Origin of the sequence: Adlercreutzia sp. ZJ138 (assembly GCF_011038935.1) — a bacterium.
Classification (GTDB): domain Bacteria; phylum Actinomycetota; class Coriobacteriia; order Coriobacteriales; family Eggerthellaceae; genus ZJ141.
Genome location: NZ_JAAKEA010000003.1, coordinates 107,570 through 120,028, shown reverse-complemented (window position 1 = coordinate 120,028; position 12,459 = coordinate 107,570). Strand labels below are relative to the sequence as shown.

Sequence of the window (12,459 nt, the reverse complement as noted above, 5' to 3'; positions counted from 1 at the left end):
ACGGTGCCAAATTGGCACCGTTAGTCTGAACTGGTGATTCTTCGAGAAAATGAGGGCTGCACGCTTTCGCAGGCCCCTTCGCACCCTCAGGCGCCGCGTCTTACGAGCGGGTCCTCGTAGCTCTTCGGCGCAATGCGCACGAGGCGTCCCACGTGTACGGCCTCAAGCACGGTCGTCTTTACCATGCAGGATGATCATGAGAGTGCCCAGGAATTGACGTACCCGTGCTCAAGGATTAACTCCATACCGCTCAATACATTGCGAAACAGCGCTTAGGAATTAACATCGGCATCGGATATACGCATAAAACTAATCCTCTGCAGACGCAAGGTCATTGATCTCTGATTCAAGCTCCGAAATGCCCGACATCAGTTCACTGAAATCAGGAGCACTGCCAAATATCATGTTTTGCATGGATGCATAGTCTTGCTCAACCAGAGGCATGGCAATTTCCGGAGGTACAAGCCTCAACGTTCCAGGAGCGCATAGATCATATCGAGCGGCGTTCGACCGACAAAACGTCATCTTGAAATCAACTACGCTCTTAAGGAGCCCCGTATCACTTAGCGCCCTCTCTTTGACACTGGAATGCGCCAGCCTGTAGAGGTCGTAGTAGTGACGGGAATACCTGGAAGGGAACCTGCCGTTTGTGCGGAATGTCTCCTTGTGCAAGATGGTCGCCTTTTCCCAGAACGTCCTATCGGGAGATACCGTACGCCTCTGTGGTGCGATGTGTCGGGTTCGGGATATCTCCCTTCCCGACATACCCTTGCCGAGTAGCTCCAGGACGAGCCTGGCGTCTATCTTCTTTGCCATACAAATCACTTCCTTTCCTTATCTAGATGGCGAAACTAAACAAGTCTAGGAAGCAAACACATTGGTGAAAACGGATTATTAGGCGGGGTGCGCACACTGGTGCAAATGGGTGAGCACAAATATGAAATCAGTGAGAGCAATCAGCGCGAATAATCAAAACGTTTACCTATTTGAATCAATAATCAAGCTAAGGGAGGCTATTTGTGCCATTTCTTCCAAACTGTCCGCTTGATCAATTGCAGCTTTTATTATTTCCTTTTCATCTTTGGTTAATTTTCGTTGTCCGTTGTCCAAACACCACTTCGCAAGTTCTTTCCATTGCCGATCTGTCATATTCTGCCCTTCTTGACGTTTTACAATGGCAACTTTCTATACGAGTTTGCATGTGGAGGATTGCTCGCTGCGTAAGCACAAGCTACTTCTATTCTACTGCGATAAGCTGAATCTTATGTTTACACCAGTCAAACGAAGTATGCACAATTTCCCCCAAGCGTTACCGACTTTATGGTGCTTGGGAACTAAATGGAAGCTAGCCCAGATAAGCTAATCCAAGCCAAGCTGAGTTTGCAAATCAGACACCGTAATCACATGCAGCTGATCCTGATATTTCTCAAGAAGGTCGTGTAATTCGCCCTTCATAGTCTCAATGGTGGTTTTCGGAAGAGCGATTTCAAGGACTCGAAGCATCGTTGCGTAAGTATCGTTGTCTTTCATAGCGCAGTAAAGACGTTCATCGTGGGCGCAAAGGTTCCTGAAATGAACCAGAACCTCGTACGCCCTCAAGACGTCATGGGGCGTCACCCTCTTATCTTTTGTCCCTCGAAGCGTCGTTTCGGACAGATGCTTGCAAACAGCGTTCTGCTCACCCCTCTTCATCAGCTGATAGAAGTGGGACATGTTGCCGAAGGTCAAATCATTAGAGAGCACCCACAACGGAACCTCTCCGTAAGCTTGAAGGTAGTGCTCTGTGAACGGCCTGTGCGGTTTATCGGGGTCCAGTTTGCCCTTGAGGACTCCCATCAATCGCTGCAGGTTTCCTTTATGCAAAGCGACCTTGTTTTTCCTGAAAGCCTTGGGGACAAGGATGTCTTTCGGCTCGCAGAAAGAGCTTTCGTCCAGATAATCGGAGATACCTCGGTTCTTGTCGCAGAAGGCGTAGACGGTGGCTGTCTTGAGCGCCGCTTCGGCCTGAATGAGGTAGCTGAAGGTGATTTGGCGAAGTTCTCGGTCGAGCTTGAAAAGACCGTAAAGCCAGTCGAATCGGGTTCCGGCAAGGTACACGTCATCGGCGCTTGACTGCATTGCTGCTTTGTCGAGAAACGGGTCTTTGTAACCGTTGATGACGGCGTAGTAGTTTTCGCGAAGAAGGATTGTTGCCGCATCGCTGCCGACGATCATGCCCCTGGATTCGAGAAGAGCGATCTGCTCCTCAATTGTCTTGAAACCCTTCAACTCATCCTCCTAATGAAAATCAAAGGGCCGCCAGCAAGCTAACGACCCTTCTTTGTCCCCGCCTCACTTAGAGTCCACGGGGACTGTTTCACTGAAGCCAGTTTAAACCAGCAGCGCTGCAATGTGAATGCTTTTCTTTGGTATTTCACAAATGGTAATCATGCTGCAATCCCACCCAACGATTCCAGCTTTCATCCCATTGCTTTTTTCGTCTCTAGATCTCGGAGAGGTTGAACTTATGATCAAGCTCTATCTCCTCAAGATGGTCCATCAAAGCAAGAGCGTCTGCTTTTTCCCCGACGTAGCCTGTTTCGGCCTCGAGATTTGGAGTCATTTCAATAATCTTTCCTGCTGGGACAGTTGCTCTAATAGCAGCATTCGCCTCTTTGTGCCGAGGTTTTGCTTCATCATCGACATCAAAGAGACATATCAGGTCAATCCCCAAATCCTGAAATAGCTGCGCGAACACTGGAAGGTTCGTTTTACCCCACACCTTAAACACGCTATAGTCGCCGTAGTAGCCACCGAATTTCTGCAGCGCGGCATTGACTAATAGCTCATCATTTGCGCCTTCGCAGAGATAGATACGTTTTGAAAACAATGCTTCAATAAAATACCGGTTGTGCCTTCTCGCTATACTCTCTTTTAGGGATGCGCCGCTTGTATAATAGCGCTTGAACTTCTTTTCCATTGCCCCAACGTTGAAATGCACCGAGGCTTCCTCGACGGCACTGTCGAAAGGAATTTCCTTCAAAGCATGGGTGTCATCGTTAATCAAACGCAAATCAGCATAATCAAAAGTCAGCATTGAAATGAGTTTGGGAGAATGAGTTGCTAAATAGACATGCTTACCCTTATTCACGAGATCATTGATGAGGGATGCGGTTATGTTCAACAGAGACGGATGGGAATATTTCTCTGGTTCATCTAGAAATATGTAATCTCTGCAGCTTTGCGACGCCAGCTTTAGCAGAAGATGCATCCGTTGGCCACTGCCCATCTTTTTCTTGACATCATCCTGTCCTATGGAAATCAAGTTTTTACGACCCGTTTTGAGTTTGGGGCAATAAAGTCTTTTGACCTAGTTGACCCGTTCAGCAGAAGGATCTCTTCAAGCAACAAATTCATCCGACAGACATTGCCCTCGATTATCCTGTCGGCTTCCTCAAACAATGCATCCCTTTTTGCTAGATATTCTGGCGTCTCAAGAAGCTCCGTAAGCAAAAACTCCATTGTTTGCGAAGAATCAACGGTATCTTTTACCTCATCCAAAAGTTTTATTTCCGATGGAATGAAAAATATGGTCTCGCCAGCTTCTTCGCGTCTCGCTTTTTCCTCGTTGAGGTAAGTTGTCTTTCCATATCCATTAGGCCCTATAACTATGCGGATGCTTCCGTTCGCAGTTTCTTCAGAAGTCACTTTTCTCACTTCGATTCTCCTTATCCCTCGTAATGATCCTGCCAATATTGATAAGCTGCGGCGTCACCGGTCTCCTGGAACTCAATCCAGGCAACGTGCCAATCGCCTAGCAGCTTGGTTAGGTCGGACCTCTTAGGAAGGCCGATAGCAATCAAATTCTCATCCATCGCAATAACGGGTCCGATGCTGCGCATCTGAGGCGCCATGTAATAGATATGCGCAAGTTCCATCAGATAATGAAACGCCTCGTTGGGATTGGTGATGCCGAAATCGATCAGAACTTCTGGCGGCACGCCAAGCGCTTTGGCGATAGCTACGCGCTGCTCATCGTTGGCGTGCGTTTTCCCTGCTCGTAGCTCCTCACGGAGAAAACGCTTACGCCGGCAGCGTCGGCAAGTTCTTCCTGGGTGATTCCCGAGGCCTTCCTGAGCCTTTTCACGAGCTCTCCCAGCCTAGGAGGATGGGAAGGGTAGTCGCTTGCCACTCAGGTACTCCTTATAGTTCGGCAGTTCAGCCGCTATGTCTTCAAACAGAGTATAAAACTCATCGTTGTTTATCTTGCTCTTTGACTTCGTGAGCATTTTGCTGTCGTTAGCCATACAGCTCCAATCACTATGCGAACATATTCTACTCCATAGACCTTATAACTAATCTAGCCATCAGGTCATTGGCATGACATTCCGCAAGCTCTAATTTATGTGCCTAACCGCGCGCAAATTCCACATAGATGGTATTGACAACCAGCCCGCCTTGCGCGGTGCAAAATTATTATTTTTATCAAAAAACGGTGGCAACCCGGTGGCAATGACACCACTCTCCTGACCTGCGCGACTATCATATATTGTAAGGATTGCCCAGGTCAGCGGGCGGAAACGCCAGTTCAGGCGGGGTGCTTTTTGCTAGTAGATTATTCCCACTCGATCGTGCTTGGCGGTTTCGACGTTATATCGTACACTACGCGGTTCACACCGGGCACTTCCGCCACAATACGCGAACTCACGCGCGCGAGCACGTCGTAGGGCAGGCGTGCCCAGTCGGCGGTCATGGCATCGGTGCTCTCTACCGCACGCAAAATAATGGGGCGCGCGTACGTGCGCTCGTCACCCATCACGCCGACGCTGCGAATATCGGGCAGCACGGCGAAATACTGCCATACGGGGCGCTCCACTTCGGGGCCGCCCGCCGCTTCGCGCCTCACCTCGCCATCACGCGCGCCCATCTGGGCAAACAGCTGTTTATTGTATGCGTCCAGTTCTTCACGCACAATAGCATCGGCGCTCTTCAAGATTTCCAGCTTTTCGGGCGTCACCTCGCCAATGATGCGGATGGCCAAACCCGGGCCAGGGAACGGCTGACGCTGCACGATGTGATCGGGAAGCCCAAGCGCTGTGCCGAGTGCGCGCACCTCGTCTTTAAAGAAGTGGTCTAGCGGTTCAATGAGATCGAAATGAACACCCTCGGGGAACGGGATCAGGTTGTGGTGACTCTTGATGGTAGACGCTTTGCCGCCGGTCTTGCGCGCGCCGCTTTCGATGATGTCGGGGTAGATAGTGCCTTGCGCCAAAAACTTCACCGGCCTGCCGTCTTCAGCAAGGTTCTTTGCTACGGCGAAGAACTCGTTCCAGAACTGCGTACCAATGATCCGGCGTTTTTCTTCCGGATCGCATACGCCCGCCAGCAGCTGTGTGTAGCGCTCTTCGGCGTGCACGTGTACGAAATCCACGTCGAATTGCTCGGTAAACACCGCTTCAACCTCTTCGGGCTCGTTCTTGCGCAGCAGTCCGTGATTTACGAACACGCAGGTCAACTGCTTGCCAATGGCGCGGGCACACAGCGCGGCTACCACACTTGAATCAACACCGCCCGAAAGCCCTAGAATCACGCGGCCTTCTCCCACGCGCTCGCGGATGGCTGTTACGCTGTCCTCGATGATGGAATCCATGCTCCAGTTTCGCTCAAGACCGCAGATGCCGAAGAGGAAATTCTCCAGCAGCTTGTTACCATGCGGCGTATGGCGCACTTCGGGGTGGAACTGTGTGGCGTACAGCTTGCGCTCAGCGCATTCCATCGAAGCCACCGGACACACATCGGTCGTAGCTGTTACTACGAAGCCTGCAGGTGCTTCGGTTACGGCGTCGCGATGGCTCATCCATACTGTCTGCTTCTCGGGTGTGCCTTCGTAGAGCGCTGAACCCGCGCAGCGGAACAGTGGCGCGGGGCCGTACTCGCCCTTCTCGGTTTTGCCTACTTTGCCGCCGAGCGTCGCGGCCATAATCTGTTGTCCGTAGCAAAATCCCAGCACGGGTATGCCGAGTGCCAGCACGTCGGGGTCGATTTGCGGGGCGTCTTCGGCGTACACGCTCGCCGGGCCGCCGCTTAAGATGATAGCCGCTGGTGCCGCCGCGCGCACTTCGTCGGCGGTGGTGTCGCACGCAACGATTTCCGAGTATACGCCCAGATCGCGCACGCGCCGCGCGATGAGCTGTCCGTATTGGGCTCCGAAGTCGAAAACGAGTACTTTCTGATCGGGTGCTGTGCTGGCCACGAAATGCTCCTTCGGTTGCTGCGGAACAAGATAATTCAAACGTGACCATCTTACACAAATACGGAAAAGAGGGCGCGGAAATATACGGGAAGGCACGGAAATGCGCAGACCATCTGTCGGTGTGTGACGTCGGGTTTACTCGCTAGCGCTTGCCGCACGCTCACAGTTCCTGTTGCCATAACCTGCGCGCTCGGAGTCGCCTGTTGCCATAACCTGCGCGCTCGCGGTCGCCTGCCGCAACCAGCATGCTCGCCTGCGGCTTTCGCTACGCCGCATGCCCGCTGACGCTTGCCGCCACTTGCTGTTCGCGCTTCTCCATCCGCTTACTCAAGAACACGCACATAAACACGCTTGCCACACAGAGCGCCGACACTGCGAGCAGCGTGCCGAAGAGTCCGATGTCGTTCACGATCGCGCTCATGCCGGCGTTAAGTACGCTGCACCCCACGTATGCCGCCAAGTTGATGGACGATATGATCGACGCGCTGCCTGCATGAGGATCGGCGGCGAACAGGATGCGCAAGCTGCCTGACAGAGAGATTCCCATTGACAAGCTGAACACGCCTACCGACGCCAAAAACGGCACGAGCATTGTCGTGCTCATGAAAACGCACATGGCAATGGTCGATGCTAAAAACAACCACATTCCCACCCGAAGCGATACTCCCTTCGGCAGACGGGCTTCAAGAGGACCACCCAAGCAGCTTGGGCACATGGCAAGCGACAGGACTATCGCCGCGAGCAATGTGCTCATATTACCGAATGTGTCAGCTGCGACTAGTGAGCTAAACGCCTGGTAATAGGTTCCCATGCCCCATGCCGACACGTATGCGATGGCGGCTACGGGAAACACCGATCGTACGTTCTTGGGGATAGAAATAGGAGCGCGCACGACGCTTGCCAAGGGGATCCGCTCGTCTTTTGGCACTGTCTCGGGTACCACGAGCACGGCTGCCGCACAGATAACCTGCAGCACGATGACGGCAATCAGTACAGGAGCGTAGTCAGTCACCACCAAGTTCCACAGTCCGATGCTTACCGAGCCGATTGATACGCCCAGCATGGCGAACGTGCCGACGATGGTGCGCGCCAATGCCTCGTGTCGTTCGTCAGCTAAGTCGATAATCAGCGCGCTTACCGGTCCCATGGCAAGCCCGCAGGCGATGCCTTGCATCAGTCGAGCTGTCAGTAGCGATGCGGCCCCATCGATGCGCAGGAACATTGCGCAGCCGATAGCCCCGAACAGCATGCAGGCCACGGTGGGCGCTTTTCGGCCGATGGCATCGGACAGTCTGCCCGAGAACAGTAGCATCACTGTCACGCCCAGAAGATAGGTGAACATAGTGAGCGACACGTGCGCGTCGGTGATGGAGGGGTTGGCCGCCTGAATGGTTGCGTACAGGGGTACGGGAACGTTGCTGCTCACGAAAGCAACCACGAAGGTTATGGTCGCTACGGCGAATCCTGCACGGCTGTTGTTGGTTGCACGGATCGCGTTTTCCATGCCGGTTTCACGTCGCTTTCTTAATCGGAGTTACCTGTTGCAGCGCATAATACCGCGCACTTCGCCGTCTGCGCACGAAATGGCGCATGAGAATTCGTCATTTTGAAAATGCATGGGGAGTAAACGAGAAGGGAAAAGAAGGGGAGGGGAAGAAGGGAAAAGTCAAGGGAAAAGAAGGGGAGGGGAAGAAGGGAAAAGTCAAGGGAAAAGGGGATGATCCGGAGGAAGAGAAATGACCAGAGAAGGAAGGTGGCAGAGGAAGAGCCAGGGAAAGAAGAATACGCAAGGAATGCGGATAAACGCAGCGTTTCGCTCGCATGGGCGGCGGCTTGTAAGCGAGCATTGGTATACTGCGTGGGTGTTTTCGCTCAAAACCGATCGCAAAGGTGCGCGACTATGATTATCGAAGCATTGAAATCGATGCTCATCGGCATTGTTGAGGGTATTACCGAGTGGCTTCCCATTTCATCGACCGGGCATATGATCTTGGTTGACGAGTTCGTGAAGCTGCAGGTGTCTGATGAGTTTCTGGCGCTGTTTCTGGTGGTTATCCAGTTGGGTGCCATTATGGCGGTACTCATTTTGTACTTCCATAAGCTCAACCCGTTTAGTCCGCGTAAGACGCCTGATGAGCGCCGCAGGACCTGGCGGCTGTGGGGCATGGTGGTGGTTGGCTGTATTCCTGCCGCCGTTTTTGGTTTCGCGCTGGATGATTGGGTGAACGAGCATTTCTACAACAAGGTGACTGTGGCGGCTATGCTTGTGCTGTACGGTGTTATCTTTATTGTGCTTGAACGCCGCAATCGCCGTCGCTTAAACGAGGTAAAGTCGATGCTTTCCGCCGAAGCCCAAAGCATGACGCGTCCGCGCGGCAAGCATGCACGCATCGGTGATCCTGTAGCAATGTCGGACGCCGAACTTGAAGCGGCGGCCGAGCGGCAGCTGTTCAAGGTTGCCACTGTCGATGACATCGATTGGAAGACCGCACTCAAGATTGGTCTTTTCCAAGTGCTCGCCATTATCCCTGGAACCAGCCGCAGCGGCTCCACCATCATCGGTGGCATGTTGTGTGGCTGCTCGCGCACGGCGGCGGCCGAGTTCACGTTCTTCTTGGCTATTCCTGTTATGTTTGGGTGGGGATGCCTGAAGGCTGTCAAGTTCGTGCTGGCGGGAATCGCCATGACCACTACGGAAGTTGTCGTGTTGGTGGTGGGTGTTGTCACCGCTTTCGTGATGTCGGTGGTGTCGATTAAGTTCCTTATGGGTTACATCAAAAAGAACGACTTCACGGTGTTTGGTTGGTATCGTATTGTGGTAGGCGCGCTTGTGCTTGGTTACTTCGTACTGGAAACCATGGGGCTTTTGCCGTAAGGGGCTTTTGCCGTAACACTTTTGCCGTAGCGCGCTTGCCGCATGATACGTCGGACCTGGCGTCTTTTTCCCTACCCCAAAAGCAACACCAGCAGCGGTACGCTAACGAGCGACGCCACTGTGGTGATGAACGTTCCCTGCGCCATAACCTTGCTGTTGCCACCGTATTCGTAGCAGAGCATAGTGCCGTTGGTTGCCACTGGCATGCCGCATGTCACCACCAAAACGCCTAGCAATACGGCATTGCTCACAAAGGCATGGAGCGTCAGATAAATGATGGCCGGGGTAACCAGCAGTCGCACGACGGCCATAGCGAATAGCCGGGGGTTACCGAGCAGGTCACGCACGGGCATGTTTGCCATGGCTGATCCCACGATGAGCATGGCGGCGGGCGTGGTGAAACTACCAAGCGTGCTCAAAGCGGGGCCTGCGAAGGGCACGGCACACACGCCTGCGAGTGCGAATGCGATGGTGACAAGACACGCGATGAGAGCGGGCGTGGCAAACGTGCGCACGCTCACACGAACCGGCGTCGCTTCTTCGCTGTCCGACGAGATGAACCAAGCTCCTATGGTAAATACCAGCAGATTGAAGGGCAGGTTGCAAATAGAGGCATAAATGATCGCCTCGTTGCCGAAGATAGCAGCCACCACGGGAAACCCTAGAAAGCCCGTGTTGCCGAAGACGAGCATGAAACGATATACGCCACGCATCCCCTTGCGACAACGCACAACAAAGCAGAAGACAAACGCAATGGCGATAAGCACGAGGTATGCGAAAAACGCTAGGACGACGGTGGTCAGAATGTCGGATCGGGAAGGAATCTCGCTAACATCGAGCACTGAAGCCAAAATCATAGCGGGAAGCGATACGTTTAACACCAGCTTCGATATGTGCTTATCGAATTCGCGCCCCATAAGCCCCGTCTTGTTCGCGATGTAGCCAACGGCAATGATCGAGAACAGTACGGCCATCTGTTGGATAATACTTGCGAACCCTTCTGGCATAAGCTGCCACCGATCCTTTCCCATGTACCGCGCACTTCTGCACGGGTTCCTCCCTCGTTGAGCAAGTCTAGCGTACCTTATGAATTTATGGGTTGCCGAGTTGTTTCGTGGTGACTTATCGGACGCGCGGGGTTGCGTTTGGAGCCGTGTTTGATGAAGACTCTACGAATGCCAACAGGGAGTTTTCTGTCTGTGGTATCATGCTCGGCTGGTATTGCAGTAATTCTGAAGGGACGTCGTACATGTCTGGACATTCTAAGTGGGCAACCACGAAGCATCGCAAGGCTGCTCAGGACGCTAAGCGTTCGGCCTTGTTCTCTAAGCTGGCTCGCAACATCACCGTAGCTGCGAAAGAGGGCGGCGACCCGAATCCCGAAAACAACGCTTCCCTTGCCGCGGCTATCGAAAAGGCAAAGGCTCAGTCCATGCCCAAGGACAAGATTAAAACAGCCATTGACAAGGCGTTCGGGTCGGGCAAGGATGCCGCCAATTACGAAACGGTCGTCTACGAGGGTTACGGCCCTTGCGGCATTGCTGTGTATTGTGAGGCGCTAACCGACAACCGCAACCGCACCGCCGCCGACGTGCGCGCTGCATTTAATCATCATGGCGGCAATCTGGGTACGTCTGGCTCGGTGTCGTACATGTTCGAGCGCAAGGGTCAGGTGGTAGTTGCCAAAGAGGTTGAAACGGGTGATAAGAAGAACCCGATGAAACCGAACGGTGCCGCTGCCGATGAAGAAGAGTTCATGATGGCGGTCGCCGAGGCTGGCGGCGACGACTACGATGACGCCGAGGATGAATGGGTGGTCTACACCGCGCCTGCCGACCTGATGGCGGTGAAGAAGGGTCTTGAAGAGCAGGGCGTTGAGGTAAAGGGCGCTGAGCTCACCATGGAGGCGACCACGCCTACGGTGGTTTCCGTTGATGAGGCGAAGAAAGTGTTCCGCCTGATTGACAAGCTGGAAGAGCTTGAAGATCTACAGAACGTGTATCACACCATGGATATCACCGATGAGATTGCTGCTGCGCTTGACGAGTAAGCGCGCGGTTTAAATGCGTACGTATCGGAAGGCTGTGGCTTTACAGGGCTGCAGCCTTCTTTCGTGCTCGGCTGTTGCGGTGGCCGCGGCTGTTGCGGTGGCTGACTCAAGGAAAAAGCAGGGGAGGTGATGGTAATGCAGTTGGATGGATGCGGTGCTTTGGATACCACGGGTACTCCGGGCAGCTTAGGCGACTCAGGGTTGGGCAAGGTGATGGTTGCCATGAGCGGTGGGGTTGACAGCTCTGTTGCGGCAAAGCTCGTGTGTGACGCGGGGTACGAAGCAGCAGGCGTTACCATGCGCCTGTTTGATGGGGAAGGTATGGCGGGCTTGGATGCAGACTCCGAGGTGGGCTGCTGCTCGCTTGACGACGTGCAGGATGCCAAGCAGGTATGCCGCCGTTTGGGAATTCCACATCACACATTCAATTACTGTGCCCGATTCCGTAGTCAGGTGATTGACCGTTTCTGTGATGGCTACTTGTCGGGATGCACGCCGAATCCCTGCATCGACTGCAACCGGTACCTGAAGTTCGAGGCATTGCAGCAGCGTCGGCGCGAGCTCGGGTTCGACTACGTTTCCACAGGTCACTACGTCCGTCGCGAGTTCTGCGCCGAAACGGGTCGGTTCGCGCTTCGGCGGGCATGTGACACGAGCAAAGACCAAAGCTACGTGTTGGCTAACGTCACGCAAGACCAGCTAGCGCACATGCTATTTCCCTTAGGTGACCTGGACAAAGCGACTGTGAGAGCTGTTGCTGAACAGGCTGGGTTTGCAACAGCGGAAAAGGCCGAGAGTCAAGACATCTGCTTTGTCGCAGATGGTGATTACGTAGGCTTCATCGAACGGCAACGGGGCTCGTGCTGCGATGTGGGCGACATTGTTGATACGCAGGGAGTTGTGCGTGGTCGACATGCAGGCTTGCTGCGCTACACGATCGGCCAACGCAAGGGTATTGGCATCGCAGCGAGCGAGCCGTATTACGTGATTGGTAAGAATGTCGAAAAGAACCAGCTGATCATTGGCTTTTCCGATGAGCTGCTTTCTCGTACGGTAACGGCGTGCGACGTGAACTACGTTGCCGTGCCGCATTTTGACGGTGCGGTTCGGGTGATGTGTAAGACAAGCTATCGACAAGAACCTCAGCCGGCGATTGCTGAAGTGACGGGTGATATGCTGCGGGTCGTGTTCGATAAGCCACAGCGAGCATGTGCTTACGGTCAGGCGGTCGTACTCTACGACGAAGAAGGCCTGGTGCTCGCTGGCGCCGTTGCTTGCGCGGGGTAAGGGCAGGATAAGCGA

At 53.6% G+C, this 12,459-nt stretch carries 14 protein-coding genes; 4 read left to right on the top strand and 10 right to left on the bottom strand.

Annotated elements, in window-relative coordinates:
• Positions 1–309: 309 nt before the first annotated feature.
• The 9 genes from G7Y43_RS02250 to G7Y43_RS02210 all read right to left on the bottom strand — a co-directional run bounded on the left by G7Y43_RS02250 (position 310) and on the right by G7Y43_RS02210 (position 7,736).
• Positions 310–816 carry a nucleotidyl transferase AbiEii/AbiGii toxin family protein gene (locus tag G7Y43_RS02250; RefSeq protein WP_165043617.1) on the bottom strand — a complete coding sequence of 169 codons (507 nt, stop codon included), beginning with the start codon at positions 814–816 and terminating at the stop codon, positions 310–312.
• A gap of 162 nt (positions 817–978) precedes the next feature.
• Positions 979–1,149, bottom strand: coding sequence for a hypothetical protein (locus G7Y43_RS02245; RefSeq protein ID WP_165043615.1), 171 nt, complete (start codon positions 1,147–1,149; stop codon positions 979–981).
• A 210-nt stretch (positions 1,150–1,359) separates the two neighbouring features.
• A complete protein-coding gene (locus G7Y43_RS02240) occupies positions 1,360–2,268 on the bottom strand; it encodes an Abi family protein (protein ID WP_165043613.1) in 909 nt (302 codons plus the stop codon).
• Positions 2,269–2,482: 214 nt separating this feature from the next.
• Positions 2,483–3,304 (bottom strand): ATP-dependent endonuclease, encoded by an 822-nt coding sequence (locus G7Y43_RS02235; RefSeq protein ID WP_165043610.1) that lies wholly within the window; start codon positions 3,302–3,304, stop codon positions 2,483–2,485.
• Entirely contained in the window at positions 3,301–3,696 is a 396-nt protein-coding gene (locus G7Y43_RS02230; protein ID WP_165043608.1) for a hypothetical protein, read from the bottom strand. Before G7Y43_RS02230 ends, G7Y43_RS02235 begins: the two co-directional genes overlap by 4 nt.
• An 11-nt stretch (positions 3,697–3,707) precedes the next feature.
• On the bottom strand, positions 3,708–3,980 hold the full coding sequence (locus G7Y43_RS02225) for a hypothetical protein (protein WP_165043605.1): 273 nt from the start codon (positions 3,978–3,980) through the stop codon (positions 3,708–3,710).
• Positions 3,981–4,000: 20 nt separating this feature from the next.
• The gene (locus G7Y43_RS02220; protein ID WP_165043603.1) at positions 4,001–4,171 is read right to left on the bottom strand and encodes a helix-turn-helix transcriptional regulator; all 171 of its coding nucleotides are present in this window, start codon (positions 4,169–4,171) and stop codon (positions 4,001–4,003) included.
• A gap of 423 nt (positions 4,172–4,594) precedes the next feature.
• Positions 4,595–6,232: a glutamine-hydrolyzing GMP synthase gene (gene guaA, locus G7Y43_RS02215; RefSeq protein WP_165043600.1), complete on the bottom strand. Its 1,638-nt coding sequence runs from the start codon at positions 6,230–6,232 to the stop codon at positions 4,595–4,597.
• A gap of 265 nt (positions 6,233–6,497) precedes the next feature.
• Entirely contained in the window at positions 6,498–7,736 is a 1,239-nt protein-coding gene (locus tag G7Y43_RS02210) for an MFS transporter (RefSeq protein ID WP_165043598.1), read from the bottom strand.
• A gap of 86 nt (positions 7,737–7,822) precedes the next feature.
• Between G7Y43_RS02210 and G7Y43_RS02205 the strand changes: the two genes are divergently transcribed.
• Together G7Y43_RS02205 and G7Y43_RS02200 are read left to right on the top strand one after the other, a co-directional pair.
• Positions 7,823–7,972, top strand: coding sequence for a hypothetical protein (locus G7Y43_RS02205; protein WP_165043595.1), 150 nt, complete (start codon positions 7,823–7,825; stop codon positions 7,970–7,972).
• Positions 7,973–8,132: 160 nt separating this feature from the next.
• Positions 8,133–9,107, top strand: coding sequence for an undecaprenyl-diphosphate phosphatase (locus G7Y43_RS02200; protein WP_165043592.1), 975 nt, complete (start codon positions 8,133–8,135; stop codon positions 9,105–9,107).
• Between the two features lie 71 nt (positions 9,108–9,178).
• Here G7Y43_RS02200 and G7Y43_RS02195 read toward each other — a convergent pair whose 3' ends face one another.
• Positions 9,179–10,138 carry an AEC family transporter gene (locus G7Y43_RS02195; protein ID WP_241158113.1) on the bottom strand — a complete coding sequence of 320 codons (960 nt, stop codon included), beginning with the start codon at positions 10,136–10,138 and terminating at the stop codon, positions 9,179–9,181.
• Between the two features lie 218 nt (positions 10,139–10,356).
• On the opposite strand from G7Y43_RS02195, the gene G7Y43_RS02190 reads away from it, so the two are divergent.
• Both G7Y43_RS02190 and mnmA read left to right on the top strand, forming a co-directional pair.
• Positions 10,357–11,157: a YebC/PmpR family DNA-binding transcriptional regulator gene (locus G7Y43_RS02190; protein WP_165043590.1), complete on the top strand. Its 801-nt coding sequence runs from the start codon at positions 10,357–10,359 to the stop codon at positions 11,155–11,157.
• A gap of 135 nt (positions 11,158–11,292) precedes the next feature.
• Positions 11,293–12,444, top strand: coding sequence for a tRNA 2-thiouridine(34) synthase MnmA (mnmA, locus tag G7Y43_RS02185; RefSeq protein WP_206215074.1), 1,152 nt, complete (start codon positions 11,293–11,295; stop codon positions 12,442–12,444).
• Positions 12,445–12,459: the final 15 nt, after the last annotated feature.

Bases quoted from the DNA above. Each gene is read 5' to 3' on its own strand.
- G7Y43_RS02250 (WP_165043617.1), bottom strand. From the start codon at position 816: ATGGCAAAGAAGATAGACGCCAGGCTCGTCCTGGAGCTACTCGGCAAG.
- G7Y43_RS02245 (WP_165043615.1), bottom strand. From the start codon at position 1,149: ATGACAGATCGGCAATGGAAAGAACTTGCGAAGTGGTGTTTGGACAAC.
- G7Y43_RS02210 (WP_165043598.1), bottom strand. From the start codon at position 7,736: ATGGAAAACGCGATCCGTGCAACCAACAACAGCCGTGCAGGATTCGCC.
- G7Y43_RS02205 (WP_165043595.1), top strand. From the start codon at position 7,823: ATGAGAATTCGTCATTTTGAAAATGCATGGGGAGTAAACGAGAAGGGA.
- G7Y43_RS02200 (WP_165043592.1), top strand. From the start codon at position 8,133: ATGATTATCGAAGCATTGAAATCGATGCTCATCGGCATTGTTGAGGGT.
- G7Y43_RS02195 (WP_241158113.1), bottom strand. From the start codon at position 10,138: ATGGGAAAGGATCGGTGGCAGCTTATGCCAGAAGGGTTCGCAAGTATT.
- G7Y43_RS02190 (WP_165043590.1), top strand. From the start codon at position 10,357: ATGTCTGGACATTCTAAGTGGGCAACCACGAAGCATCGCAAGGCTGCT.
- mnmA (WP_206215074.1), top strand. From the start codon at position 11,293: ATGCAGTTGGATGGATGCGGTGCTTTGGATACCACGGGTACTCCGGGC.